26 protein-coding genes are annotated in these 24,744 nt (G+C 63.2%); 18 read left to right on the plus strand and 8 right to left on the minus strand.

All coding sequences use genetic code 11. The features are described 5' to 3' along the window. Positions 1-20: 20 nt before the first annotated feature. From BT179_RS16815 to BT179_RS16825, 3 genes are all read left to right on the plus strand, one after another. Positions 21-437, plus strand: coding sequence for a DUF2946 domain-containing protein (locus BT179_RS16815; protein WP_072397907.1), 417 nt, complete (start codon positions 21-23; stop codon positions 435-437). An 83-nt stretch (positions 438-520) separates the two neighbouring features. Then, a complete protein-coding gene (locus BT179_RS16820) occupies positions 521-2,635 on the plus strand; it encodes a TonB-dependent copper receptor (protein ID WP_072431720.1) in 2,115 nt (704 codons plus the stop codon). A 190-nt stretch (positions 2,636-2,825) separates the two neighbouring features. Further along, the gene (locus BT179_RS16825) at positions 2,826-4,205 is read left to right on the plus strand and encodes a PepSY-associated TM helix domain-containing protein (RefSeq protein ID WP_072431719.1); all 1,380 of its coding nucleotides are present in this window, start codon (positions 2,826-2,828) and stop codon (positions 4,203-4,205) included. Between the two features lie 8 nt (positions 4,206-4,213). Here the strand turns inward: BT179_RS16825 and BT179_RS16830 are convergent, their stop codons facing one another. Then, complete coding sequence (locus tag BT179_RS16830) at positions 4,214-4,558, minus strand: hypothetical protein (protein ID WP_072431718.1); 345 nt, start codon at positions 4,556-4,558, stop codon at positions 4,214-4,216. Between the two features lie 178 nt (positions 4,559-4,736). After that, the gene (locus BT179_RS16835) at positions 4,737-5,042 is read right to left on the minus strand and encodes a hypothetical protein (RefSeq protein ID WP_072397851.1); all 306 of its coding nucleotides are present in this window, start codon (positions 5,040-5,042) and stop codon (positions 4,737-4,739) included. Between the two features lie 306 nt (positions 5,043-5,348). Between BT179_RS16835 and BT179_RS16840 the strand changes: the two genes are divergently transcribed. The 14 genes from BT179_RS16840 to ureC all read left to right on the plus strand — a co-directional run bounded on the left by BT179_RS16840 (position 5,349) and on the right by ureC (position 18,570). Beyond that, positions 5,349-6,137: an ABC transporter ATP-binding protein gene (locus BT179_RS16840; RefSeq protein ID WP_072397852.1), complete on the plus strand. Its 789-nt coding sequence runs from the start codon at positions 5,349-5,351 to the stop codon at positions 6,135-6,137. Continuing rightward, on the plus strand, positions 6,134-7,081 hold the full coding sequence (locus BT179_RS16845; RefSeq protein ID WP_072397853.1) for an ABC transporter substrate-binding protein: 948 nt from the start codon (positions 6,134-6,136) through the stop codon (positions 7,079-7,081). Before BT179_RS16840 ends, BT179_RS16845 begins: the two co-directional genes overlap by 4 nt. Beyond that, the gene (locus tag BT179_RS16850; protein ID WP_072397854.1) at positions 7,078-8,088 is read left to right on the plus strand and encodes a FecCD family ABC transporter permease; all 1,011 of its coding nucleotides are present in this window, start codon (positions 7,078-7,080) and stop codon (positions 8,086-8,088) included. Before BT179_RS16845 ends, BT179_RS16850 begins: the two co-directional genes overlap by 4 nt. Positions 8,089-8,460: 372 nt before the next feature. After that, positions 8,461-9,726, plus strand: coding sequence for an urea ABC transporter substrate-binding protein (gene urtA, locus BT179_RS16855; RefSeq protein WP_072397855.1), 1,266 nt, complete (start codon positions 8,461-8,463; stop codon positions 9,724-9,726). Positions 9,727-9,883: 157 nt separating this feature from the next. After that, complete coding sequence (gene urtB / locus BT179_RS16860; protein ID WP_072431717.1) at positions 9,884-11,386, plus strand: urea ABC transporter permease subunit UrtB; 1,503 nt, start codon at positions 9,884-9,886, stop codon at positions 11,384-11,386. Beyond that, entirely contained in the window at positions 11,386-12,465 is a 1,080-nt protein-coding gene (urtC, locus tag BT179_RS16865; RefSeq protein WP_072397857.1) for an urea ABC transporter permease subunit UrtC, read from the plus strand. Before urtB ends, urtC begins: the two co-directional genes overlap by 1 nt. Beyond that, on the plus strand, positions 12,462-13,331 hold the full coding sequence (gene urtD / locus BT179_RS16870) for an urea ABC transporter ATP-binding protein UrtD (RefSeq protein ID WP_072431716.1): 870 nt from the start codon (positions 12,462-12,464) through the stop codon (positions 13,329-13,331). Before urtC ends, urtD begins: the two co-directional genes overlap by 4 nt. Before the next feature lie 45 nt (positions 13,332-13,376). Then, the gene (gene urtE, locus BT179_RS16875) at positions 13,377-14,075 is read left to right on the plus strand and encodes an urea ABC transporter ATP-binding subunit UrtE (RefSeq protein ID WP_072397859.1); all 699 of its coding nucleotides are present in this window, start codon (positions 13,377-13,379) and stop codon (positions 14,073-14,075) included. A 30-nt stretch (positions 14,076-14,105) separates the two neighbouring features. Next, the gene (locus tag BT179_RS16880) at positions 14,106-14,957 is read left to right on the plus strand and encodes an urease accessory protein UreD (protein ID WP_072431715.1); all 852 of its coding nucleotides are present in this window, start codon (positions 14,106-14,108) and stop codon (positions 14,955-14,957) included. Positions 14,958-15,043: 86 nt separating this feature from the next. Beyond that, positions 15,044-15,346: an urease subunit gamma gene (gene ureA / locus BT179_RS16885; protein ID WP_003197350.1), complete on the plus strand. Its 303-nt coding sequence runs from the start codon at positions 15,044-15,046 to the stop codon at positions 15,344-15,346. Between the two features lie 9 nt (positions 15,347-15,355). Beyond that, the gene (locus BT179_RS16890) at positions 15,356-15,886 is read left to right on the plus strand and encodes a GNAT family N-acetyltransferase (protein ID WP_072397861.1); all 531 of its coding nucleotides are present in this window, start codon (positions 15,356-15,358) and stop codon (positions 15,884-15,886) included. Positions 15,887-15,893: 7 nt separating this feature from the next. Further along, complete coding sequence (locus BT179_RS16895; RefSeq protein WP_072431714.1) at positions 15,894-16,427, plus strand: GNAT family N-acetyltransferase; 534 nt, start codon at positions 15,894-15,896, stop codon at positions 16,425-16,427. Next, a complete protein-coding gene (locus BT179_RS16900) occupies positions 16,424-16,729 on the plus strand; it encodes an urease subunit beta (RefSeq protein WP_072397863.1) in 306 nt (101 codons plus the stop codon). Before BT179_RS16895 ends, BT179_RS16900 begins: the two co-directional genes overlap by 4 nt. A 140-nt stretch (positions 16,730-16,869) precedes the next feature. Next, entirely contained in the window at positions 16,870-18,570 is a 1,701-nt protein-coding gene (gene ureC / locus BT179_RS16905; protein ID WP_072397908.1) for an urease subunit alpha, read from the plus strand. A gap of 272 nt (positions 18,571-18,842) precedes the next feature. Here the strand turns inward: ureC and BT179_RS16910 are convergent, their stop codons facing one another. Continuing rightward, positions 18,843-19,142 carry a chaperone modulator CbpM gene (locus BT179_RS16910; protein ID WP_072397864.1) on the minus strand — a complete coding sequence of 100 codons (300 nt, stop codon included), beginning with the start codon at positions 19,140-19,142 and terminating at the stop codon, positions 18,843-18,845. A gap of 55 nt (positions 19,143-19,197) precedes the next feature. Continuing rightward, entirely contained in the window at positions 19,198-20,136 is a 939-nt protein-coding gene (locus BT179_RS16915; RefSeq protein WP_072397865.1) for a DnaJ C-terminal domain-containing protein, read from the minus strand. 342 nt (positions 20,137-20,478) lie between these two features. Between BT179_RS16915 and BT179_RS16920 the strand changes: the two genes are divergently transcribed. Next, a complete protein-coding gene (locus tag BT179_RS16920; protein ID WP_072431713.1) occupies positions 20,479-21,744 on the plus strand; it encodes an Hsp70 family protein in 1,266 nt (421 codons plus the stop codon). 50 nt (positions 21,745-21,794) lie between these two features. Here BT179_RS16920 and BT179_RS16925 read toward each other — a convergent pair whose 3' ends face one another. The 4 genes from BT179_RS16925 to BT179_RS16940 all read right to left on the minus strand — a co-directional run bounded on the left by BT179_RS16925 (position 21,795) and on the right by BT179_RS16940 (position 24,686). After that, complete coding sequence (locus tag BT179_RS16925; protein ID WP_072431712.1) at positions 21,795-22,121, minus strand: thioredoxin family protein; 327 nt, start codon at positions 22,119-22,121, stop codon at positions 21,795-21,797. Between the two features lie 115 nt (positions 22,122-22,236). After that, positions 22,237-23,250, minus strand: a complete 1,014-nt coding sequence (locus tag BT179_RS16930) for an AI-2E family transporter (RefSeq protein WP_072431711.1) — start codon at positions 23,248-23,250, stop codon at positions 22,237-22,239. A 176-nt stretch (positions 23,251-23,426) separates the two neighbouring features. Next, complete coding sequence (locus BT179_RS16935) at positions 23,427-23,720, minus strand: PsiF family protein (protein WP_072431710.1); 294 nt, start codon at positions 23,718-23,720, stop codon at positions 23,427-23,429. Between the two features lie 75 nt (positions 23,721-23,795). Beyond that, positions 23,796-24,686, minus strand: coding sequence for an esterase/lipase family protein (locus BT179_RS16940; protein WP_072431709.1), 891 nt, complete (start codon positions 24,684-24,686; stop codon positions 23,796-23,798). Positions 24,687-24,744: the final 58 nt, after the last annotated feature.

A 24,744-nucleotide genomic window follows, 5' to 3' on the forward strand; every position in this document is an offset into this window, starting at 1 on the left:
CCCGTCCCCGTCGCCAGCCCATGAGCCTGGCACGCGGCAGCTGGATCAGCCTGTTCGCGATGCTGATGATCTTCATCGGTCCACTGATTTCTCAGTCGATGCCGATGGATCGGCCTATGCCTGCGTCCATGAATATGGACATGAGCATGGGCATGATGGGCATGGACACGATGGACATGTCGACGAGTGCCCAAGCCGAGCACGACGCGACAGCCGCCGAGCACTGTGCCCCCCAGAGCCAGCACCATGCGCTGTGGGAAAAGTGCGGCTACTGCAGCCTGTTGTTCAATTGCCCTGCCCTGCCGGGCGGACAATCCTTCGCCGTTTTCGACACGCCAACGGCCAACACCCACACCAGCCCGTCCCCACGCCTGGGCCATGTCCGGCCCTCCTTCTTCCCGGGTGCCCGCACCCGCGCACCGCCCTTCGCCGCGTAAGCCCGACACTTACTTCACCCGGTCGCACAAGACAGCCCCAGGCTGCCCGACCGTGTCGTTTACGTCTGTTCGATGGAATCCTCATGTCCAGGTTTTCTGCCGGCATCGCTTTGGTTCGATGCCTCCCGAACGAGCCACGGGTTCGTTTACGCCCTATGGTCGCTGCGCTGTGCGGCCTGTTGCTGGCCCAACACACGCTGGCCGATGAGCACGATCATCACGAAGGCCAGCTCGAAGAGCTGAGCCCGACGGTCATAACCGCCATCGCCCCCAGTTCACCCCTGACCGTCGTCACCGATCCCAAGGATCCGCGCCAGCCGGTGCCGGCCAGTGACGGCGGCGATTACCTCAAGACCATTCCCGGCTTTGCCCTGGTACGCAACGGCGGCACCAATGGCGATCCGGTGCTGCGGGGCATGTTCGGCTCGCGACTGAATATCCTCACCAACGGCAGCATGCTGCTGGGCGCCTGCCCGGGCCGCATGGATGCGCCGACCTCCTACATTTCGCCGGAAACCTACGACAAGCTCACCGTCATCAAGGGCCCGCAAACGGTGCTCTGGGGCCCTGGCGCATCGGCCGGGACCGTCCTGTTCGAACGCGAGCCGGAGCAGTTCGGCGAACTGGGCACCCGGGTCAACGCCAGTGTGCTGGCCGGCTCCAACGGTCGCTTCGACAAGGTGCTGGATGCCGCCGCCGGCGGCCCACTGGGTTATGTACGGGTGATCGGCAATACGGCCCACTCGGACGATTACCGTGACGGCAACAACGACACCGTGCCATCGCGCTACGACAAGTGGAACGGCGACGTCACCCTTGGCTGGACGCCGGACGCCGACACCCTGCTGGAACTGACCGCGGGCAAGGGCGATGGTGAAGCGCGCTACGCAGGGCGAGGCATGGACGGTTCGCAATTCAAGCGCGAAAGCCTCGGGCTGCGTTTCGAGCGATCGAACATCGGTGACGTGCTGGACAAGGTCGAGGCCCAGGTTTACTACAACTATGCCGACCACGTCATGGACAACTACACCCTGCGCACGCCATCCGGCACCGGGATGATGGCCGGGCCCATGGCTTCCAATGTCGACCGCCGCACCCTGGGCACACGTATCAAGGCCACCTGGCGCTGGGCTGACGTGCAGTTGATCAGCGGCCTGGACGCCCAGACCAACGAGCATCGCCAGCGCAGCGGTATGGGCATCGATACCTACAAGGACCTGCCGTACACCAAGGACGCCGACTTCCACAACTATGGCGTTTTCGGCGAAATGACCTGGTACGCCGCCGACCGCGACCGGCTGGTGAGCGGCGCCCGGCTCGACCGCGCCTCGGCCAAGGACTATCGCCAGAGCATCGGTTCCGGCATGTCGGCCCGCCCCAACCCCACCGCCGACGAGACCCGGGCCGACACCCTGCCCAGCGGTTTTGTCCGCTATGAACATGACTTGGCCGACAGCCCGACCACTCTTTACGCGGGCCTGGGCCACGCCCAACGCTTCCCGGATTACTGGGAGCTATTCTCGCCGAACGCGGGCCCCAGCGGTTCGCTGAATGCCTTCGACTCGATCAAGCCGGAAAAGACCACCCAGCTCGACTTCGGCCTGCAATACAAGAGCGAAACCCTCGAAGCCTGGGCCTCGGGTTATGTCGGGCAGATTCGCGACTACATCCTGTTCGACTACACGCCCGGCATGATGGGGACCACCTCCCGTGCCGAGAACATCGATGCGCGAATCATGGGTGGCGAACTGGGCGCGGCCTACCCGTTGACCGACCACTGGAAGACCGATGCGACCCTGGCCTACGCCTGGGGCAAGAACAGCAGCGATGGCAGCGCCCTGGCGCAGATGCCACCGCTCGATGCCCGCCTCGGGCTGACCTACAGCGAAGACCGCTGGAGCGCCGGCGCCTTGTGGCGTGTGGTGGCGGCGCAGCATCGGGTCGACGAGAACAGGGGCAACGTGGTGGGCAAGGACTATGGCAAGAGCTCGGGCTTCGGCGTGTTCTCGCTCAACGGTGCCTACCGCATCAACAAACACTGGAAGGTCAGCAGCGGCGTCGACAACCTGTTCGGCAAAGCCTATGCCGAACACCTGAACCTGGCCGGCAATGCCGGGTTCGGCTACCCGGCAAGCGACCCGCAGGCCATCAACGAACCGGGGCGCACGCTCTGGACCAAGGTGGACATGAGTTTCTAACCGGCACCGGAGATCCGTCAGCAAGGACACAAACTGTGGGAGCGAGCTTGCTCGCGATGGCGAAGGCGCATTCAACATCGATGCAGGCTGAACCATTGCTATCGCGAGCAAGCTCGCTCCCACAGGGTTCGATCCCACCTTGACTGACGGCACAACATAACGACCTATTTGCCCTGCGGAGCGCTTTGCAATGAGCCAACCGAAACCGAATTTCTACAACCTGGCCTGGCGCTGGCATTTTTATGCCGGGCTGTTCGTGGCGCCGTTCATGGTGATGCTGGCCCTGACCGGTATCATCTACCTGTTCAAGCCACAGCTCGACCCATTGATGTACGGCAGCCTGCTGAACGTACCCGCCGGGCATCACACCCTGGCGGCGGACGACCTGCTCAAGCAGGTTCGCCAGGCCTACCCCGAAGGCCAGGTCACCCAGTACCTGCCGCCGCCCGACGCCGGGCGCAGCGCGCAATTCGTGGTGATCGAAAAGGGCCGGGAATTGAATGTGTACATCGATCCGTACCATGGCGACGTGCTCGGCGAACAGGATGCGAAGAACAACCTCCAGGCCATGGCCCGGGCCATCCACGGCGAGTTGCTGATCGGCACCATCGGTGACCGGCTGGTGGAAATGGCCGCCGGCTGGGGCGTGGTGCTGGTGGTGTCGGGGCTGTACCTGTGGTGGCCGCGCGGGCAATCGACGGCCGGTGTACTCTGGCCCCGATGGCACGTTCGCGGCCGGCTGTTCTGGCGCGACTTGCATGTCGTCATGGGTTTCTGGGGCGCGGCTTTGCTGCTGGTGATGCTGCTCAGTGGCATGACCTGGACCGGCTTCTGGGGCAAGCAGTACGCCGACCTCTGGAATCGCTTTCCGGCGGCGATGTGGAACGACGTACCCAAGTCCGACGTGGAGGCCCGCAGCCTCAACAACGCTCATCGCCAGACCGTGCCCTGGGCCGTGGAAAACACTCCGATGCCGATGTCCGGCGACCATGCCGAACACATGGGCCATGGCCGCCAGCATGAAGGCCCCGCCGCCCCGACGGTCAGCCTGCAGGCTGTGCAGGACATCGCCAGCGAACGCAACGTGACGCCCGGCTACAGCATCACCCTGCCGAAGACCGCCAGCGGCGTATTCACCATTGCCGTCTTCGCCGACGACCCGCGCAACGACGCCACCCTGCATATCGATCAATACACCGGCAAGGTCCTGGCGGACGTGCGCTGGGAGCAGTACAGCATCGTCGCCCGCGCCACCGAAACCGGCGTAATGCTGCATGAAGGCAAGATGTTCGGCCCGCTGAACCAGATCATCGTGCTGCTGATCTGCCTGATGATTCTGCTCAGTGCCGTCAGCGGTCTGGTGATCTGGTGGAAACGCCGGCCCCAGGGCAAGTTCGGCGTGCCGCCGTTGCGTCACGACTTGCCGACCTGGAAGACCGGGGTGTTCATCATGCTGGCCCTGGCGGTGGTGTTTCCGTTGGTGGGCGCGTCGCTGGTGGTGATCTGGATCGTCGACCGCGTGTTGGTTTCGCGCTGGGCGCCAGACACCAACAGCGATGCCGTACGCTGAAAAAACGATCAGGGTCGAAACAGGTCCCCACAGGACTCCCGTTGAAGGATGCCGTTGCAGATGTGAAGACTTTTCACCTCGATGACGCTGACCCCTTCGACCTCGTTGGGCGTGCCTCCACCGTAGGCGTTTCTGCACGTCACGGTGATCCGGCATTGCCCGTTGCCCTGAGGCTCGATCATCGCGCGAGGTGGGCGCCCCTCCACGGCGCTCACCGTCGCCTTGCAGCTGGAGCTGATGGGGTTGGCTCCCCATGCCTGCTCGCAGGAAAGCTCGGAAGTAGCAGCAGGGCGGATGAACAGACACCAGAAGGTCAGCACGCCGACAAACACCCGAAACCTGGACATTGTCATGGCTTTCAACCTCGCTTGAGGAGAAGCAGGCCGACCCGCATCCAACAGGCCTTGCGGTCATTCTCGATACCAATGCCGCTTCAGACCACTTCGGTCGCAAGCGACAGCATTCGGGGCAAAACGGCAAGCGCGGAGTCGACGCTGATTCCGCGCTGCCCGACCTCGACGCCTTTCAAAGTCATGGAGCGACCTTGAGCACTCCGTTGATATTTTGCAGCTTGGACAGCGTATCGGGCGTGCCACGGAAGGAGTTTGGCATGCCATTGTGGGTTGGGCCTACCGTGCACCAGGTATGAAGCAAGCACTGCCCGTTGCCTTCATCCTTGATATCGGCCCAGCCGCCCCCTATTCCTTGGCCTTGCGCCCCGCAACTCTGGGCGGCCGAGCTTTTGCGCCACCCCTCGGTGCAGTCATCCGCCAGCGCGATTTGATGAATACCTGCCAGCAATGCTGCCAGGGTAAGTCCATTTATCAAGCGGTTCATCGATTCATCCTCATGATGAGTAGTGGAGACTCCAGAGTAAAAGCCAACCGCAACCAGATAAACTGTAATAAATGACAGTGCATTTAACTGATTAGGAATTACCTCGCTCTTTTTTAGACGGCAAAGCTACAACGCAATCACTACCCCTGTTGCAGGACGAGCTGTCAACCGGAGCCAATCTAATCCTGCGATTGAAGACGGCGCGTTAACGGAAAGCGGCGTGAACCATTACAATCGCGCCCGCTATTGGAAAAACGCGAACACAACCCTGTGGGATGCGCGCGCCACCATGACTTGAGTAGATGCATGACCTCCCTGTCCCTCACCCATCTCGCCTGGACGCCCCTGGGCCACGGTCACTGCCATCATCAGTTCCAGCTGCGGGACGTCACGCTGCAGGTGGCGGCAGGTGAATTCGTCGGGTTGATCGGGCCCAACGGCAGTGGCAAGACCAGCCTGTTGCGCTGCGCCTATCGTTTCAGCCGACCGGAACATGGCGAGGTGAAGCTGGCCCATTACAACGTCTGGCAACAATCCTCGCGCTGGTGCGCTCAACGCATCGCCGTGGTGCTGCAGGAGTTTCCCGACGCCTTCGGCCTGACGGTGGAAGAAGTAGTCGCCATGGGCCGCACTCCTCATAAAGGCCTGTTCGATGGCGACGATCACGAGGATCGGCGGCTTGTGCGCCAGGCACTGGCATCGGCCGGTCTGGAAGGCTTTGGCGACCATGCATTCGCGACCCTCTCGGGCGGTGAAAAACAACGGGTTATCCTTGCCCGCGCACTGGCCCAGCAGCCACAACTGCTGATCCTCGACGAGCCGACCAACCACCTCGATCCCCGCTATCAGCTGCAACTGCTGCAACTGATCAAGGGCCTCGGCATCGGTACCCTCGCCAGCCTCCATGACCTGAACCTCGCCGCTGCCTTCTGCGACCGGCTGTACGTGATCGACCACGGCCAGATCGTCGCCAGCGGCACGCCGGCAGAAGTCCTGACCGCCGCGCTGCTGCGCGAAGTGTTCGGTATCGAAGCCCTGGTGGACGAACATCCCCTGGCCGGCTACCCACGAATCACCTGGATAACCCAACCATGACCCTGCGTTCCCTGCTGCTTCTGCCCATGCTGCTGTGCAGTGCCCACGCCCTGGCCGAAGCCACCCGCTACCCGCTGACGATCGAAAGCTGCAACCGCCAGGTCGTGTTCGACCAGGCCCCCCGGCACGCCGTCAGCCATGACATCAACATGACCCAGATGATGCTCGCCCTCGGGCTCAAGCCACGCATGGTGGGCTACAGCGGCATCAGTGGCTGGAAGTCGGTGACTCCCGAGATGGCGAAGATCCTCGAAGGCCTGCCGGAGCTGGCGGCCAAGTACCCCTCCGTGGAAACCCTGCTCGATGCCAACGTGGACTTCTTCTTCGCCGGCTGGGACTACGGCATGCGCGTGGGCGGCGACCTGACACCGCAGACCCTGCAACCCCTGGGGGTCAATGTGTATGAGCTGACCGAGTCCTGCGCGTTCGTGATGAAACGTCCGGCGGCGTCCCTGGAAGATACCTATAACGACCTGCGCAACCTCGGCAAGATCTTCGACGTCCAGGATCGCGCCAATGAACTCATCGCCACGATGCAGGCACAAGTGGCCGAAGTCCGCGAACAGTTGCCCGCCGATCGACCGCGGGTGTTCCTGTATGACAGCGGCGAAGACCGGGCCATGACCTCCGGGCGCCTGGGCATGCCCCAGGCGCTGATCGAGGCGGCGGGCGGACGCAACATTCTCGACGACGTGGAGACCAGCTGGACCCGGGTGAACTGGGAGAACGTGGTGGAGCGCAACCCCCAGGTCATCGTGATCGTCGACTACGGTGAAGTCAGCGCCGAGCAGAAAAAGCAGTTCCTGTTGAGCAATCCGGCCCTGCAGTCGGTGGAGGCGATCAGGCAGCGGCGCTTCATCGTGATCCCTTATGTCCAGGCCACGCCGGGCATCGATAACGTACTGGCGGTGCAAACCCTGGCGAAGGGATTCCACGCCCGATGACCACACGTCGCTATGGCGCGCTGCTGGTGCTGCTCGGCGCGTTGCTGCTGGTGTCATGCGTGGTGTCCCTGGGCTTCGGGCCGGCGCGGGTGCCGGTGGGGGTGGTCTGGGACATCCTGCTGAACAAGGCTTTCGGGGCAGGCCAAGTCCACTGGACACCCGGCCAGGAACACATCGTGTGGCTGATCCGCGTCCCGCGCCTGCTCCTCGGCGCCCTGGTTGGAGCGGGACTGGCGCTGATCGGTGCGGTGCTGCAAGCGGTGACTCGTAACCCACTGGCGGATCCACATCTGTTGGGCGTCACTTCCGGCGCGACCCTGGGCGCGGTGATCGTGGTGCTGCATGTCGGCGAAATCGTCGGCCTGCTGACCCTGCCCCTGGCGGCGTTCATCGGCGCCTTGCTGAGCATGCTGCTGGTGTTGGCGATTGCCAGCCGCCAGGGCCGCCTGGAAAGCGATCGTCTGCTGCTGTGCGGCGTGGCGGTATCCTTCGTGATGATGGCGGTGGCCAATCTGCTGCTGTTTGTCGGTGACCATCGCGCCAGCTCCGCGGTGATGTTCTGGATGCTGGGCGGTCTGGGCCTGGCGCGCTGGGAATTGCTGGCGGTGCCGGCTGCCAGTGTGCTGCTGGGGCTGGTGTTGCTGCTGGGTATGGCTCGCCCGTTGAATGCATTGATGGCCGGCGAGCAGACCGCCGTGACCCTGGGCCTGAATGCGCCGAAAGTGCGAGTATGGATCTTCCTGATCGCCTCGCTGATGACCGGCGTGCTGGTGTCCATCAGTGGCTCGATCGGGTTCGTCGGGCTGATGGTGCCGCACATCGCCCGGCGCCTGGTGGGTGCCGAACATCGACGACTGCTGCCGGCCTGCGTACTGCTGGGCAGCCTGTTCCTGGTGTGGGTGGACGTGGCCGCCCGGACCTTGATCGCACCGGAGGACTTGCCGATCGGTGTGGCCACCGCTGCCATTGGCGGGTTGTTTTTCATCGGCCTGATGCGCCGCCGCTGACTTGTCACCGACTCGCCCTGTGGCGAGGGGATTGAGCGAAACGTCGCACCGCCCCGTCGGGCTGCGCAGAAGTCCCAGGAACCTGCCGTCGCCATCTATCTGGTTGGGCTGCTTTGCAGCCCAGCGGGGATGAATCCCCTCGCCATAGCTGGCTTGTTCCCGGAGGGCACTTGTCCCACTGCGCGCCAATGTGGCGCATCCCTTCGCACCAATACCCATGACGCGTTCGCTGATGGTGCAGAAGTTCTGCTCCCGTCATTGCCAACTCCCTGTTTACGGGTGTTTTTCCGACCGGGCACACCCCTTGCAAAAGCGCCTTCAGCGTCTGCATCTGCCTTCGAAAAAAATTCATAAGTCCACGGAGATCGCACCATGAAGCGTCGTAGCTTGATCAAGGCTTTTACACTCTCGGCCAGCATTGCCGCGATGGGCATGGCCTGGACCGTCCAGGCCGCCGAGACCATCAAGGTCGGCATCCTGCATTCGCTGTCCGGCACCATGGCGATCTCCGAGACGTCCCTCAAGGACATGGCGCTGATGACCATTGACGAGATCAACGCCAAGGGCGGAGTCAACGGTAAGAAGCTTGAAGCGGTGGTCGTGGACCCAGCGTCGAACTGGCCGCTGTTCGCGGAAAAAGGTCGTCAGCTGCTGACCCAGGACAAAGTCGCAGTGGTGTTCGGCTGCTGGACCTCGGTGTCGCGTAAATCCGTACTGCCGGTCTTCGAAGAACTCAACGGCCTGCTGTTCTACCCGGTGCAGTACGAAGGCGAAGAAATGTCGCCGAACGTGTTCTACACCGGCGCGGCGCCGAACCAGCAGGCGATCCCGGCGGTGGAATACCTGATGAGCGAAGAAGGCGGCAGCGCCAAGCGCTACTTCCTGCTGGGCACCGACTATGTCTACCCACGCACCACCAACAAGATCCTGCGCGCATTCCTGCATTCCAAAGGCGTGGCGGACAAGGACATCGAAGAGGTCTACACCCCGTTCGGCCACAGCGACTACCAGACCATCGTCGCCAACATCAAGAAATTCTCGGCCGGTGGCAAGACTGCCGTGATCTCCACGGTCAACGGCGACTCCAACGTGCCGTTCTACAAGGAACTGGCGAACCAGGGCCTCAAGGCCACCGACGTGCCGGTGGTGGCCTTCTCGGTGGGCGAAGAGGAACTGCGCGGCATCGACACCAAACCGTTGATCGGCAACCTCGCCGCTTGGAACTACTTCGAATCCGTGGATAACCCGACGAACAAGAAATTCGTCGAAGCCTGGAAAGCCTACGCCAAGGCCAAGAACCTGCCGGGCGCCGATAAGGCCGTGACCAACGACCCGATGGAGGCCACCTACGTGGGTATCCACATGTGGGCGCAAGCGGTGGAAAAAGCCAAGTCCACCGACGTCGACAAGGTTCGCGAAGCCCTGGCCGGCCAGACCTTCGCGGCACCGTCGGGCTACACGTTGACCATGGACAAGACCAACCACCACCTGCACAAGCCGGTGATGATCGGCGAGATCCAGGCCGACGGCCAGTTCAACGTGGTCTGGCAGACCGAAGGCCCGATCCGTGCCCAACCGTGGAGCCCGTTCATCGCCGGCAACGACAAGAAGCCTGACTATGCGGTGAAGAGCAACTGAGTCCATGGGTGTCGGCCCGGATCCCCGGGCCGATACACAACCCTGTGGGAGCGAGCTTGCTCGCGATAGCGGTGGATCAGCCAGAAGAACAGTGACTGAGACTGCGCTATCGCGAGCAAGCTCGCTCCCACAAAAAGCACTGCGCAAGGCCTAGCATATGCCCACTGCCCTTTACCGCCTCATTCTCGCCCTGGTGCTACTGCTGCCACTGGAGGCCCACGCCGGTGACGCCGAAGACTTCGTCGCCGCCAACCCGACCCAGCAGGCCAGGTTGCTTGAAACCTGGGCCGCGCAACCTGAGCCCGAGCGTGTCGAACTGATCGACGCCTTGCAGCAGGGCCAACTGACCATCGATGGCCAGCCGAAGACCCTGCGCCTGAACAACCGCTTGCGAGGGCTGGTGGAAACCGCCCTGGCCAGCCATCAACTGCTCGCCGTGGATGCCCGCGTACGCCTGGGCGCCGCGCAGCAATTGCAAAAAAGCGCCCGCCCGGCGCAACTGGCATTCCTCGACCGGCAACTGGCCGGCGAACAGGACGAAGATGTGCACGCCGCCCTGAGCCTGGCCCTGGCGAACCTGCAACTGGTGGACAGCAACCCGAGCGTGCGCCTGAACGCCGTCCGGCTGCTGGGTGAAACCGGCGACCCACTGGCTCGCACACGCCTGGAAGGCCTGCTCGAACCCGGCGTCGAAACCGATGCCGGCGTGCGCACCGCCGCCGAAACCAGCCTCGGCCAGGTCAAGCGCAAGCTCCTGGTGGGCGAACTGCTGGGCCAGGCCTTCAGCGGCATGTCCCTGGGTTCGATCCTGCTGCTGGCGGCGCTGGGCCTGGCGATCACCTTCGGCCTGCTGGGTGTGATCAACATGGCCCACGGCGAGATGCTCATGCTGGGGGCCTACTCCACGTATGTCGTGCAGATGCTGTTCCAGCGCTTCGCGCCGGGTGCCATCGAGTTCTATCCGCTGATCGCCCTGCCAGTGGCGTTCTTCATCACCGCCGCCATCGGCATGGCCCTGGAGCGCACGGTGATCCGTCACCTCTACGGGCGCCCGCTGGAAACCCTGCTCGCCACCTGGGGCATCAGCCTGATGCTGATCCAGCTGGTGCGCCTGGTGTTCGGCGCGCAGAACGTCGAGGTCGCCAACCCGGCCTGGCTGTCGGGTGGGATCCAGGTATTGCCGAACCTGGTGCTGCCGTACAACCGTATCGTGATCATCGCCTTCGCGCTGTTCGTGGTGGTGTTGACCTGGCTGTTGCTGAACAAGACCCGCCTGGGCCTGAACGTGCGCGCCGTCACCCAGAACCGCAACATGGCCGCCTGCTGCGGCGTGCCCACCGGTCGCGTGGACATGCTCGCCTTCGGCCTCGGCTCGGGCATTGCCGGGCTCGGTGGCGTGGCCCTGAGCCAGATCGGCAACGTCGGCCCGGACCTGGGCCAGAGCTACATCATCGACTCGTTCCTGGTGGTGGTCCTGGGCGGCGTCGGCCAGTTGGCCGGCAGCGTGTCCGCCGCGTTCGGCCTGGGCATCGCCAACAAGATTCTCGAGCCGCAGATCGGCGCGGTGCTCGGCAAGATCCTGATCCTCGCGCTGATCATTCTGTTCATCCAGAAGCGTCCGCAAGGCCTCTTCGCCCTCAAAGGACGGGTAATCGACTGATGAACCAGCCCCTGATGCTCACGGCCGCGCAAAAGGCCGGTCCCAAAACCACCTTCATCGTTGGCGCGGTGATCCTGGCACTGTTGCTGAGCCTGCCGCTGCTGTCGCTGCTGCCACCGGACAACACACTGCACGTGTCGGCCTATACCCTGACACTGGTGGGCAAGATCCTCTGCTATGCCATCGTCGCCCTGGCGCTGGACCTGGTCTGGGGCTACGCCGGGTTGTTGTCCCTGGGCCACGGCCTGTTCTTCGCCCTGGGCGGCTACGCCATGGGCATGTACCTGATGCGCCAGGCCGCCGGGGATGGCTTGCCGGCCTTCATGACCTTCCTGTCGTGGAGCGAACTGCCCTGGTACTGGACCGGCACCGACAGCTTCCTCTGGGCCCTGTGCCTGGTGGTGCTGGCGCCGGGGCTGCTGGCGCTGGTTTTCGGGTTCTTCGCCTTTCGCTCGCGGATCAAGGGCGTGTATTTCTCGATCATGACCCAGGCCCTGACATTCGCCGGGATGCTGCTGTTCTTTCGCAACGAAACCGGTTTCGGTGGCAACAACGGCTTCACCAATTTCCGCTCGATCCTGGGCTTCGGCATCACCGAACCCGGCACCCGCGCCGTACTGTTCCTGCTCACCGTGCTGTTGCTGGTGGCCAGCCTGTTCATCGGCTGGCGACTGGCCCGCAGCAAGTTCGGCCGGGTACTGACCGCCCTGCGGGACGCGGAAAACCGCCTGATGTTCTGCGGCTACGATCCACGGGGCTTCAAGCTCTTCGTCTGGGTATTGAGCGCCATCCTGTGCGGCCTGGCCGGCGCGCTGTATGTGCCCCAGGTAGGCATCATCAACCCCAGCGAAATGTCGCCGACCAATTCCATCGAGGCCGCCGTGTGGGTGGCACTCGGCGGGCGCGGCACGTTGATCGGCCCCCTGCTGGGCGCCGGCGTGGTCAACGGCATGAAGAGCTGGTTCACCGTGGCCTTCCCGGAATACTGGCTGTTTTTCCTCGGTGCGCTGTTCATCGTCGTGACCCTGTACCTGCCCAGGGGCGTGATCGGCCTGCTGAAGAAAAGGGCTGAACAATGAGAATCACAGCGAGTGTCGAATTCATGCTCGAACCTGCTTTCTTCCCCACGGAGCCCAACAAGGACGCCGGTAGCAGCCGCGACGCCATCGGCCTCGGCCAGGCGGCGGGCGTCGGCCTGAACACCCGCCATGGCACCATCCTGACCCTGGAAGACATCAGCGTCAGCTTCGACGGCTTCAAGGCCCTGAACGACCTGAACCTGTACATCGGCGTCGGCGAGCTGCGCTGCATCATCGGCCCCAACGGCGCGGGCAAGACCACCTTGATGGACGTGATCACCGGCAAGACCCGCCCCAGCCATGGCAAGGCCTGGTTCGGCGAGACCCTGGACCTGACCAGCATGAGCGAGGTGCAGATTGCCCAGGCCGGTATCGGTCGCAAGTTCCAGAAGCCCACGGTATTCGAGGCCCTGAGCGTGTTCGAAAACCTGGAGCTGGCATTGAAGGCCGACAAATCGGTCTGGGCCAGCCTGCGGGCCAGACTGACCGGCGAGCAGCGCGACCGCATCGACGAAGTGCTGGAGACCATCCGCCTCACGCCGTCGGTCAACCGCGCGGCAGGGTTGTTGTCCCACGGGCAGAAGCAGTTCCTGGAGATCGGCATGCTGCTGGTACAGGACCCGCAATTGCTGCTGCTCGACGAGCCGGTGGCGGGCATGACCGACGCCGAAACCGACTTCACCGCCGAACTGTTCAAGACCCTGGCGGGCAAGCATTCGCTGATGGTGGTGGAACACGACATGGGCTTCGTCGGCACCATCGCCGACCACGTCACCGTGCTGCACCAGGGCAGCGTACTGGCCGAAGGGTCACTGGCGCAGGTACAGGACAACGAACGGGTGATCGAGGTGTATCTCGGTCGCTGAGCGGCAAATGCTGCTCCCACAGGGAACTTCAGGAGAATCTGGAACATGCTGCAAGTCGACAAGCTGCACCAGTACTACGGCGGTAGCCACATCCTGCGAGGCCTGTCGTTCGACGCCAAGGTGGGCGAGGTGACCTGCCTGCTGGGGCGCAACGGCGTGGGCAAGACCACGCTGCTCAAATGTCTGATGGGCCTGTTGCCAGCCAGGGAAGGCGCGGTGAATTGGGAAGGCAAGGCCATCACAGCGTTCAAGCCGCACCAGCGGGTCCACGCGGGCATCGCCTATGTGCCCCAGGGCCGGGAAATCTTCGGACGGTTGACCGTGGAAGAAAACCTGCTGATGGGCCTGTCGCGCTTTCCGGGGTCCGAAGCCCGGGAGGTACCGGCGTTCATCTATGAACTGTTCCCGGTGTTGCTGCAGATGAAACAGCGCCGCGGAGGCGACCTCTCCGGTGGGCAGCAACAACAGCTTGCCATCGGCCGGGCCCTGGCCAGTCGCCCGCGGCTGCTGATCCTCGACGAACCCACCGAAGGCATCCAGCCGTCGGTGATCAAGGAAATCGGGGCGGTGATCAAGAAACTGGCGGCCCGGGGTGACATGGCGATTCTGTTGGTGGAGCAGTTCTACGACTTCGCCGCCGAACTGGCCGATCAATACCTGGTGATGTCCCGGGGCGAGATCGTGCAGCAGGGGCGCGGAGAAAATATGGAAGCCGAGGGTGTGCGCGGGCTGGTTACGATCTAGTCTGTAGCGTCCTGACGATAATCAGAAATCATGAATCTACCTGTCTGTTCATTGGCGCCTCCGGCCCTGTTCACTCCCAGCTGGCACGCCGAGCTGGAATTGGGCTACGCCCGATTCGGTGAGTGCACACGCCCGGTACAGCGCCGTCACAAAGGCCCGCTGCGGGTGCAGAAGCACTTGTACGCCGAAGGTCCCGAGGTGTGCCAGCACATCATCGTCCACCCGCCCGGCGGGATTGCCGGCGGTGACCGGCTGGACATCTCGGCCCACGTCGGCCCTGGCGCCTGGACGCAACTGACCAGCCCGGGCGCGGCCAAGTGGTACCGCGCAGCGGGGCCCGCCTATCAGCAACTGAACCTGAGCGTGGCGGCCGGCGCGACACTGGAATGGTTGCCCCAGGAAACCATCGTCTTCAGCGCGGCCCAGGCCGAACTCAGCACGCGTATCGATCTGCAGGGCGACGCACGCCTGTTCTACTGGGACATGGTCGCCCTCGGCCGACCGGCCAGCGGCGAGCGGTTCGACCTGGGACACTTTCAATCGCGACTGGACATTCGCCGCAACGGCCAGTTGCTGTGGCATGAGCGCCAGCGCATCACGGGCGGTGACGGGCTGCTGGATTCGCCCATCGGGCTGGGTGGCGACCCGGTGTTTGCCACGATGCTGGTGACCGGCGAGATCGACAGCCAGCTGCTGGAGCGATGCCGATCCCTGGGCCAAGCGGTGCGCGGCGACCTGACCCAGCTGCCGGGCCTGGTCGTGGCCCGCTGCCTGGCGAGCGAGGCGCTGCTGGCGCGGGGATGGTTGATTGAATTATGGCGCTTGCTCAGGCCCGCATTGCTCGGAAGAGAGGCCGTACCACCGAGAATCTGGAGCACTTGATCTGCTTTCTGTGGGAGCGAGCTTGCTCGCTCCCACAGGGGGCGTGTTTACAGCGCAAACTATTTATCTGCCCTTATGGATTGCACATGGACCTGACCCCACGCGAAAAAGACAAGCTGCTGATCTTCACCGCCGGCCTCGTCGCCGAACGACGGTTGGCCCGTGGTCTGAAGCTCAACTATCCGGAGGCCATGGCCTACATTTCCGCGGCTCTGCTCGAAGGCGCCCGGGACGGCCAGACGGTGGCTGAACTGATGCACTACGGCACCACCCTGCTGAGCCGCGAGCAAGTGATGGAAGGCATCCCGGAAATGATCCCGGAAATCCAGGTCGAGGCGACGTTTCCCGACGGCACCAAGCTGGTCACCGTCCACCAGCCCATCGCCTGAGGCCACCTCATGACCTACCAGATTCGCGACGCTCGCCCCGCAGACCTGCCGGCCTTGCGCGACATCTACAACGACGCGGTGCTCAACACCACGGCCATCTGGAACGAACAGGCCGTGGACCTGGACAACCGCCAGGCCTGGCTCGACGGCCGGCAGGCCCAGGGATATCCGGTCCTGGTGATCGAAGGCCAAGGGCATGTGCTCGGCTACGCTTCGTTCGGTGACTGGCGTCCCTTCGACGGCTTCCGGCACACCGTGGAGCATTCGGTGTACGTGCGCAGCGACCAACGCGGCCATGGCCTCGGCCCACGGCTGATGGCGGCGCTGATCGAACGTGCCAGGGCCTGCGGCAAGCATGTCATGGTCGCGGCCATCGAAAGCGGCAACGCGGCCTCGATCCGCCTGCATGAGCGGGCCGGGTTCGTCGTCACCGGACAGATGCCCCAGGTGGGCGTCAAGTTCGGTCGCTGGCTCGACCTGACCTTCATGCAGTTGATCCTCAACCCCGGTGCGCCAGCGCCAGCCTTGCACAAGGAGTGAAAAGCCGATGAATCCCGCCCAGTTGCGTCGAGTCCACGCTGAAAGCTTTGCGCATTACCGCCAGGGCCTGATCGACCTGTTGCTCGACGCCGTCGAAAACGGCGCCAGCGTGGGGTTCATGGCCGACCTCGATGCGACCCAGGCCCGCGCCTATTTCGACGAGGTCCAGGCCAGCCTCAACCAGGGCCACCTGCTGCTGTGGGTGGTGGTCAAGGATGAACAGGTCCAGGCCAGTGTCCAGCTTGCCCTGTGCCAGAAGCCCAACGGCCTCAACCGTGCCGAAGTGCAGAAGTTGCTGGTGCGCGGCGATGCCCGGCGCCGGGGCCTGGGCCAGCAATTGATGAGCGCCCTGGAACTCGGCGCTCGCCAGCACAAGCGCGGCCTGTTGTACCTCGACACCGAGGCCGGCTCCGAGGCCGAAGCGTTCTACCGCGCCATGGGCTACACCCGCGTCGGCGAACTGCCCGACTACTGCCAGAGCCCGGACGGCACCTACAGCCCGACCGCCATCTACTACAAGACTTTGGGGCAACCGCAATGATTCCAGGCCAATACCAGGTCCAGCCCGGCGACATCGAGCTCAACGCCGGTCGCCGCACCTTGACGCTCACCGTCGCCAACCAGGGCGACCGGCCGATCCAGGTCGGCTCGCACTTTCACTTTTTCGAGACCAACGATGCCTTGAGCTTCGACCGCGCCGCCAGTCGCGGCATGCGCCTGAACATCCCCGCCGGCACCGCCGTGCGCTTCGAGCCGGGTCAGAGCCGGGAAGTGGAGTTGGTGGACCTGGCCGGGCATCGCCGGGTGTTCGGGTTTGCCGGGCGGGTCATGGGCGACCTGTAAGTCATGGGTGCCTGCACCCGCCTCATCGCGAGCAGGCTCGCTCCCACAGGGGAACGCGATCAAATGTGGCAGCGAGCTTGCTCGCGATGAGTGAGCGCAGCGAACGGTTTCAACATCCAATCGAATTCCAAGGCAAGCACATGAAGATTTCGAGACAAGCCTATGCCGACATGTTCGGCCCCACTGTCGGCGACAAGGTCCGCCTGGCCGACACCGAGTTGTGGATCGAAGTGGAGAAAGACTTCACCACCTATGGCGAAGAAGTGAAATTCGGCGGCGGCAAGGTGATCCGCGACGGCATGGGCCAGGGTCAACTGCTGGCCGCCGAAGTGGTCGACACGCTGATCACCAACGCACTGATCATCGACCACTGGGGGATCGTCAAGGCCGATGTGGGCCTCAAGGACGGCCGCATCGCCGCCATCGGCAAGGCCGGCAACCCGGACATCCAGCCCGACGTGACCATCGCCATCGGCGCCAGCACCGAAGTGATCGCCGGCGAGGGCATGATCCTCACGGCCGGCGGCATCGACACCCATATTCACTTCATCTGCCCGCAGCAGATCGAAGAAGCCCTGATGAGCGGCGTCACCACCATGATCGGCGGCGGCACGGGCCCGGCCACCGGAACCAACGCCACCACCTGCACCTCCGGCCCGTGGCACCTGGCGCGCATGCTCCAGGCAGCGGATGCATTCGCGATGAACATCGGCCTGACCGGCAAGGGCAACGCCAGCCTGCCGGAGCCGTTGATCGAGCAGGTCAAGGCCGGGGCCATCGGCCTGAAGCTGCACGAAGACTGGGGCACCACGCCCGCGGCCATCGACAACTGCCTGAGCGTGGCCGACCAATACGATGTGCAGGTGGCGATCCACACCGACACCCTCAACGAGTCGGGCTTCGTGGAAACCACCCTCGCCGCGTTCAAGGGCCGCACCATCCACACCTACCACACCGAAGGTGCCGGTGGCGGGCATGCGCCGGACATCATCAGGGCCTGCGGTTTCCCCAACGTATTACCCAGTTCCACCAACCCGACCCGGCCGTTCACCCGCAATACCATCGACGAACACCTGGACATGTTGATGGTCTGTCATCACCTGGACCCGAGCATCGCCGAGGACGTGGCCTTCGCCGAGAGCCGCATCCGCCGCGAGACCATCGCCGCCGAGGACATTCTCCATGACCTGGGCGCGTTCTCGATGATCAGCTCCGACAGCCAGGCCATGGGCCGCGTCGGCGAAGTCATCACGCGTACCTGGCAGACCGCCGACAAGATGAAGAAGCAACGCGGCGCCCTGCCTGGGGATGGAGAGGGCAACGACAACTTCCGCATCAAGCGCTACATCGCCAAGTACACCATCAATCCGGCGATCACCCATGGCATCAGCCATGAGGTGGGCTCCATCGAAGTGGGCAAGTGGGCCGACCTGGTGCTGTGGCGCCCGGCGTTCTTCGGCGTCAAGCCGACGCTGATCCTCAAGGGCGGCGCGATTGCCGCCAGCCTGATGGGCGACGCCAACGCCTCGATTCCGACGCCACAACCGGTGCACTACCGACCGATGTTCGCAAGCTTTGGCGGCTCGCGTCATGCCACCAGCCTGACCTTCATCAGCCAGGCCGCTGCCGAGGCCGGGTTGCCGGAACAACTGGGGCTGAAGAAAAGAATCGCCGTGGTCAAAGGTTGCCGCGACGTGCAGAAGACCGACCTGATCCACAACGACTACCTGCCGAGCATCGACGTCGATCCACAGACTTACCAGGTCAAGGCCGACGGGGTGTTGCTGTGGTGCGAACCGGCTGAGGTGCTGCCGATGGCGCAGCGCTATTTTCTGTTTTGATGGTCGACTGACACTGGCCGACTACACATTTGGTAGGGAGCAATTGGGCGATCCGGGGGTGAAGGAATCCAACCTGTGGTGAGGCGGTAGCGTCTGTGGCGAGGGGATCTAGCGAAACGTCGCCCCGCTGGGCTGCGCAGCAGCCCAGGACTCAGCACCTCGGTGGGTCAGGCCGATTGCGTCCAACCCTCCTCTGGGGCTGCTGCGCAGCCCAGCGGGGCGGTGCGACGTTTCCCCTCGCCACAGGGCCTGCATTTAGCTCAAGGGCTGCGTCACTCCACCAGCCGCCCCAACCGCTGCTTGAGCATGCGGTTTTCGCTGCGCAGTTGCTGCACTTCCTCCAGCAGGTCCAGCGCCAGGGCGACGCCGTCCCATTCCAGTTCCAATTCACGCCGCAACTTGGCGGCGCGGCGCGCCAGGACCAGTTCGTAGTCGGTGAAACGCCAGTCGGATGGGGCCTTGCCGTGGGGTTCGAGAATGCCATGGGCGACGATTTCTATCACATGGACATCCGCCAGCGCGGCGGCCTCGCAGAATTCCTTCAGGTTCAGTTCAATGATCGGGTTGTTCATGGTCTGCTTCTCCCAATGCTCTAACCGTGCAGCAGCGGTGTGATGACCTGGGCCGTCAGAAATTCGCCCGTGGATCGAACGCAGCTTTCTTCGCCAGCTCCGCCCACAATGCCTTGACCGACTCGTCGTTGGCCTTGGGCATCACGGCCTTGAGTTGCACGAACAGGTAACCCCGTTCGCCCGCCTTGTTGCGCAAGCCGTGCCCCTTGGCGCGCATGCGCTGGCCGTTCTGGCTGCCGGCCGGCACTTTGAGGTTGATCTTGCCGGTGAGGGTCGGGACAGCCACTTCGGTGCCCAGGGCCAATTCCCAGGGCGCCAGGGGCAAGGTGATGATCAGGTCCTGGCCTTCGACATCGAACTTGGGGTGCGGGGCGAAGCGAATGGTCAGGTACAGGTCGCCATTGGCGCCGCCACCGATGCCTGGCGCGCCCTGGCCCTTGAGGCGGATGCGCTCGCCGTCGGTCACCCCCAGAGGGATCTTCACGTTCAGGCTCTTGGTGGTGTTGCTCACGTGCTGGCCTGCGGCGTTGTGCTGCGGCACCTGGTAACTGATCTTCTTCGATTCGTTGGACAGGGTCTCTTCCAGGAAGATCGGTAATTCCAGTTCCACGTCCTGCCCCCGACGGCCGGCGCTGCGACCCGATTGCCCGCCACCGAAACCTGATCCGCGATTTCCGAAGATCGAACTGAAGAAGTCCGAGAAGTCCCCGGTGTCCTGGCCGCCAAAACCGCCACGGCTCTGCCAGCCCGGCGGCCCCTGGAACGGTTGACCGTGCTGACCGTAGCGCCGCAGGTCATCGTACTCGGCGCGCTTGTCGGCGCTTTTCAGCGCTTCATAGGCCTCGGAGACGTCCTTGAACTTGGTCTCGGCGTCTTTTTCCTTGCTGACATCCGGGTGGTATTTGCGCGCCAGCTTGCGGTAGGCAGCCTTGATCGTGCTGTCGTCAGCCGTCGGCTCGACACCCAGAATCTTGTAGTAGTCTTTGAAGTCCATCGAAGCATCACCATCCGTTATCGACGTCGCACCGCCACGCACAGCATGCCCGGATGAGCGGACAGCGGGTTGACCAACCTCAAGGTTGTGACCGGGCGGCGTATCAGAAGTTTATCGGCAGTCGGTGGCGATTCTTGCGCTCGCCCTGTGACCACCCGTTGATGCATACAAGATTGGGGATAAAACCGGCCCTTTCAAGGCTGGACTGGCGCACAGGCCGTTTTTTCAGCGCACTATGTACATCCTGCGATTCTTTTCATGCCTGCCGGATAGCCGGCCTTCGAATCCGCTGCGTACTGGCATACACTGCGCGGCCGTTTTTTCAACCGGAACCTGGAAGACATGAAAAACGCATCCCCGGCCCGTGCCTGCGGCATCGACTTCGGCACGTCCAACTCCACCGTCGGCTGGCTGCGCCCCGGCATGGAAACGCTGATCGCGCTGGAGGACGACAAGATCACCCTGCCTTCGGTGGTTTTTTTCAATCAGGAGGAGCGCCGCCCGGTCTACGGCCGCCTGGCCCTGCACGAATACCTGGAAGGCTACGAAGGCCGCCTGATGCGCTCGCTCAAGAGCCTGCTGGGTTCCAAGCTGATCAAGCACGATACCAGCGTGCTGGGCACGGCAATGCCATTCAAGGACCTGCTGGGGCTGTACATCGGCCAGTTGAAGAAACGCGCCGAAGCCACTGCCGGCCGCGAGTTCGAAGAAGTCGTGCTGGGGCGTCCGGTGTTTTTCGTCGATGACGACGAACTGGCCGACCAGGAAGCGCAAAACACCCTGGCAGACGTGGCCCGAGCCATCGGCTTCAAGGAGGTCTCGTTCCAGTACGAGCCCATTGCGGCGGCGTTCGATTATGAATCGACCATCGAGAGAGAAGAGCTGGTGCTGATCGTCGACATTGGCGGCGGTACCTCGGACTTCTCTCTCGTGCGACTGTCACCGGAGCGCCGCACCCACGACAACCGTCATGCCGACATCCTCGCCACCGGCGGCGTGCACATCGGCGGGACCGACTTCGACAAGCAGCTCTCCCTGGCCGGCCTGATGCCGCTGTTCGGCTATGGCAGCCGGATGAAAAGCGGCGCCTACATGCCCACCAGTCACCACATGAACCTGGCGACCTGGCACACCATCAACGCGGTGTATTCGCAGAAGTCCACCCTGGCCCTGGGCAGCATGCGCTACGACATCGAGGACACCGGTGGCATCGACCGGCTGTTCAAGCTGATCGAACAGCGCGCCGGGCATTGGCTGGCAATGGAAGTGGAAGAAACCAAGATCCAGCTGACCCAGGCCGACCATCGGCATGTGGCGCTGGATCGGATCGAGCCGGGCCTGAGCGTGGACTTGAGCCGGGCCCTGTTCGAGTCGGCCATCGACGGGTTGCTGGAGCGGGTGCGCACCAGCGTCACGCAATTGCTGGGCGATGCCGACGTCGGCGTCGATCAGGTCGACACGGTGTTCTTCACCGGTGGTTCCAGCGGCATCCCGGCGCTGCGCAACAGCGTCTCGGCCATGCTGCCCAAGGCGCGGCATGTGGAAGGCAACATCTTCGGCAGCATCGGCAGCGGGTTGGCGATCGAGGCGATGAAGCGCTATGGCTGACACCCGGAGTCGCCTCGTGACCTGCACGAGGCGACTCCTCGCCCTCATGTTCAGAGTTCTTCGACCCAGGTCTTGAAGACACCTTCGTATTTATAAAAACCGACAACCGTGCGTTGCAACTCGCCGCCCTTGAAGAAAAGCGTGGTGGGCGCGGACTGGACATCGTAGTCCGGGTCTTTTTCGATGCTGCCTTCCTTCTCGAAAGCTTTCTCGAGAAAGGTAATACGGCCGGCGTTTGAGCTGGCTGCCTCTTCCAGGCTGGCGGTCATGTTATCGGAGCTTTTCTTGCCCTTCGTGCCAAACAGCACGATCACCGGCAGCGTTGATTTGAGGACCAGTTCTTCGAAATTGGTCGTGGTGACAGTTTTCAAAGTCATGATGCAGCTCCCATGGGGCTCGCTGCGAAGCGGATTCTTCGCTCAAGGAGCTAAGCAATCCCGATGTCCGCCATCTACTGTCGGAAATAACAGTGCGGATGAACGGACATGGCGTTCAAACCATCCCGATCTGCTTCAACTCACTCTTGAGATACGCATAGTAGATCGGCCCCGCCACCACCCCTGGCAAGCCGAACGCGGCTTCGAACACCAGCATCGCCATGAGCAGTTCCCAGGACTTGGCACTGATCTGCCCGCCAACGATCCGCGCATTGAGGAAATATTCCAGCTTGTGGATCACGATCAGGTAACCCAGCGCCGCCATCGCCACCCAGATCGACAGGGACAGGCCGACGATGGTGATCAGGGTGTTGGAGATGAGATTGCCGATGACCGGCAACAACCCCAGCAGGAACGTCATCACGATCAGAGTCTTGGTCAGCGGCAGCTTGATTCCGAACAACGGCAGTACCACCGCCAGGAAGATCCCGGTGAAGAAAGTGTTGAGCAGGGAGATCTTGATCTGGGCGAAGACGATGTTGCGAAACGCCTTGACCAGCAGGTTCAGGCGGTCGAACAGCGCGGCGGCCAGGGGCTTGCGCTTGGTCAGGTCGGGGATGCGCTGCAGGGCGACGATGGCCCCCAGCACCATGCCGATCAGCAGCGTCACGAACATGTGGGCCGCATCCTTGCCCACCAGTTGCAGGTCGCTCAGGTGCTTGCTCATCCAATCGCCGATCGCTACCCGGAACTCGGCGGCGCTGGCCGGCAGGTAGGCATCGATGAACGGTGGCAGTTGCCCGCGGGCGCGGTCGACCACTGCCATGAACTTGTCCAGGGACGCACCGGGATTCTCCGCTTCATGCAGGAGAAAGCTGAAGGCGCCGGCGAAGATCAGAGTCAGTACGCTGACCACCAGCGTGCCCAGCAACGCCACTGCCAGCCAGCGTGCGCGCCGGCCTTCGATCAACCGCTGCAACTGCGGGGTCAACATGTTGACCAGCTCGAACACCAGCAACCCGGCCAGCAGGCTGGGCAACAGGCGCAGCGGCAACACCAGCAACAACCCACCAAAAATGATCACCCAACTGATCACCAACAACACATGACGCTGAGAAAACGTTGGCATACAGCCTCAGAACGAAACGGCGTGAAAGGATTGGCAGTCTGCCAGCGATCCACGGGCAGCACTAGGCTCTGTATGAAAAGCCCAGGGATTGTATCGGCCGACCCCAGTCGCAGGTGCAGGTATTTTTTTTCAGGCGCCAGTGGGGCCTGCTCGCGATGAGGCCCCACTGGCCCGGGTTATTTTTTCTTCAGGCAATCGCTCATGAAAGCCTTGCGGGCATCGCCCTTCAATGCCTGGGCCGTGGCCGTGGCGTTGCAGCTCGTCATACGTTCCTGAGGCGTGACCGGCCCTTCAGGTGGCTTGGTCTTGAGGCAGGACCCCATGAATTCCCGTCGTGCATCGCCCTTCAGGCCCTGGGCCGTGGCGTCGGCATTGCAGGTGACCATCAGGGTCTGTTGAGAGTTGGCGGCAAAACCTTCGGTACACAGCAGTAAACCGACCACCAGCAAAGGCACACGCAACCGGTTCATGATGCTTCTCCTTGTAGCCGCGCAAGAGGCGGCGGTACAGAGCAGTGTAGACATCCCCGTTACATCCACGGCCTCTCATACCCCGGCCGCCTTCAAGCGCTGGGCATGCTCGACAAACAAGCGGACCGGCTCGGCGCCTCGCCCCACCAACCCCAACGACTGGTTGACGATGTCGAAATGGTCCAATGGATAGTCGTCGCCGATCACCGTACCCAGGTGTGAACTGAATCGCCCGACCATGCCATCGCACTGCCCCGCCTCGCGGACGAAGGTGCGGGCGAACAGCCGGCAGCTGCGGTTCGTGCCATCGAACAGATTGCGCCCCCTGTCGGTCCTGCCTGGCTGCAGGATCCCGGACCAGGAGTAATAACGTACGCCGTCGACCTCTTCCGGCCCCTGCCCACCCCAGGTGTCAGGCAGACCCTGTGGATAATGCTCGTTGAACAGCGCCACACCGGTGGTGGTCAGGGATTCATGGGACGCCTGGATATCCACCGGCAGCTTCGGCCCGCGATAGCCGGTCTCCAGCAGGTTCATCAGGGCATTGATCAGCCACAGCAGGGCTTTGAGCAGGCGGCCCTTGGCACGGTCGGATGGGTAATGGATGCGCAGGTAGTCGGCCAGCTCCGAGCCGTGGTTGGGCCCGGCCACCGAGGTGACCGAGGCCACCAGGTCCGGGCGTCTGGCCGCTGCGTAACGGGCTGTCAGGGCGCCCTGGCTATGGCCGATCAGGTTGACCTTGCCGGCCCCGGTCTGGCGCAGGATGTCCTGGATCTGCACCAGCAGTTGCTCGCCACGCACCTCGGATGAATGCAGCGGCGACACTTTCACCGCCACCACTACCGCCCCTCTTAGACGCAGCGCCGAGACGATCCCATACCAGTACGGATACAGCACCAGGCGAATGAACCCGAGCATTCCCGGAACCAGCACCAACGGATAGCGGGTGGCACATTGTTGCGACATGGGTGGACGTCCTTGTGATCGGAGGGGTGTGCCAGGATCGGCATCGATGATGACCAGT

It is taken from the genome of Pseudomonas sp. NFACC43 (genome assembly GCF_900119645.1).
Taxonomy (GTDB): Bacteria; Pseudomonadota; Gammaproteobacteria; order Pseudomonadales; family Pseudomonadaceae; genus Aquipseudomonas.

What these genes read in the sequence shown, in the direction of transcription:
- BT179_RS16815 (WP_072397907.1), top strand. Translation starts at nt 21, where the DNA reads ATGAGCCTGGCACGCGGCAGCTGGATCAGCCTGTTCGCGATGCTGATG.
- BT179_RS16820 (WP_072431720.1), top strand. Translation starts at nt 521, where the DNA reads ATGTCCAGGTTTTCTGCCGGCATCGCTTTGGTTCGATGCCTCCCGAAC.
- BT179_RS16825 (WP_072431719.1), top strand. Translation starts at nt 2,826, where the DNA reads ATGAGCCAACCGAAACCGAATTTCTACAACCTGGCCTGGCGCTGGCAT.
- BT179_RS16830 (WP_072431718.1), bottom strand. Translation starts at nt 4,558, where the DNA reads ATGACAATGTCCAGGTTTCGGGTGTTTGTCGGCGTGCTGACCTTCTGG.
- BT179_RS16835 (WP_072397851.1), bottom strand. Translation starts at nt 5,042, where the DNA reads ATGAACCGCTTGATAAATGGACTTACCCTGGCAGCATTGCTGGCAGGT.
- BT179_RS16840 (WP_072397852.1), top strand. Translation starts at nt 5,349, where the DNA reads ATGACCTCCCTGTCCCTCACCCATCTCGCCTGGACGCCCCTGGGCCAC.
- BT179_RS16845 (WP_072397853.1), top strand. Translation starts at nt 6,134, where the DNA reads ATGACCCTGCGTTCCCTGCTGCTTCTGCCCATGCTGCTGTGCAGTGCC.
- BT179_RS16850 (WP_072397854.1), top strand. Translation starts at nt 7,078, where the DNA reads ATGACCACACGTCGCTATGGCGCGCTGCTGGTGCTGCTCGGCGCGTTG.
- urtA (WP_072397855.1), top strand. Translation starts at nt 8,461, where the DNA reads ATGAAGCGTCGTAGCTTGATCAAGGCTTTTACACTCTCGGCCAGCATT.
- urtB (WP_072431717.1), top strand. Translation starts at nt 9,884, where the DNA reads ATGCCCACTGCCCTTTACCGCCTCATTCTCGCCCTGGTGCTACTGCTG.
- urtC (WP_072397857.1), top strand. Translation starts at nt 11,386, where the DNA reads ATGAACCAGCCCCTGATGCTCACGGCCGCGCAAAAGGCCGGTCCCAAA.
- urtD (WP_072431716.1), top strand. Translation starts at nt 12,462, where the DNA reads ATGAGAATCACAGCGAGTGTCGAATTCATGCTCGAACCTGCTTTCTTC.
- urtE (WP_072397859.1), top strand. Translation starts at nt 13,377, where the DNA reads ATGCTGCAAGTCGACAAGCTGCACCAGTACTACGGCGGTAGCCACATC.
- BT179_RS16880 (WP_072431715.1), top strand. Translation starts at nt 14,106, where the DNA reads ATGAATCTACCTGTCTGTTCATTGGCGCCTCCGGCCCTGTTCACTCCC.
- ureA (WP_003197350.1), top strand. Translation starts at nt 15,044, where the DNA reads ATGGACCTGACCCCACGCGAAAAAGACAAGCTGCTGATCTTCACCGCC.
- BT179_RS16890 (WP_072397861.1), top strand. Translation starts at nt 15,356, where the DNA reads ATGACCTACCAGATTCGCGACGCTCGCCCCGCAGACCTGCCGGCCTTG.
- BT179_RS16895 (WP_072431714.1), top strand. Translation starts at nt 15,894, where the DNA reads ATGAATCCCGCCCAGTTGCGTCGAGTCCACGCTGAAAGCTTTGCGCAT.
- BT179_RS16900 (WP_072397863.1), top strand. Translation starts at nt 16,424, where the DNA reads ATGATTCCAGGCCAATACCAGGTCCAGCCCGGCGACATCGAGCTCAAC.
- ureC (WP_072397908.1), top strand. Translation starts at nt 16,870, where the DNA reads ATGAAGATTTCGAGACAAGCCTATGCCGACATGTTCGGCCCCACTGTC.
- BT179_RS16910 (WP_072397864.1), bottom strand. Translation starts at nt 19,142, where the DNA reads ATGAACAACCCGATCATTGAACTGAACCTGAAGGAATTCTGCGAGGCC.
- BT179_RS16915 (WP_072397865.1), bottom strand. Translation starts at nt 20,136, where the DNA reads ATGGACTTCAAAGACTACTACAAGATTCTGGGTGTCGAGCCGACGGCT.
- BT179_RS16920 (WP_072431713.1), top strand. Translation starts at nt 20,479, where the DNA reads ATGAAAAACGCATCCCCGGCCCGTGCCTGCGGCATCGACTTCGGCACG.
- BT179_RS16925 (WP_072431712.1), bottom strand. Translation starts at nt 22,121, where the DNA reads ATGACTTTGAAAACTGTCACCACGACCAATTTCGAAGAACTGGTCCTC.
- BT179_RS16930 (WP_072431711.1), bottom strand. Translation starts at nt 23,250, where the DNA reads ATGCCAACGTTTTCTCAGCGTCATGTGTTGTTGGTGATCAGTTGGGTG.
- BT179_RS16935 (WP_072431710.1), bottom strand. Translation starts at nt 23,720, where the DNA reads ATGAACCGGTTGCGTGTGCCTTTGCTGGTGGTCGGTTTACTGCTGTGT.
- BT179_RS16940 (WP_072431709.1), bottom strand. Translation starts at nt 24,686, where the DNA reads ATGTCGCAACAATGTGCCACCCGCTATCCGTTGGTGCTGGTTCCGGGA.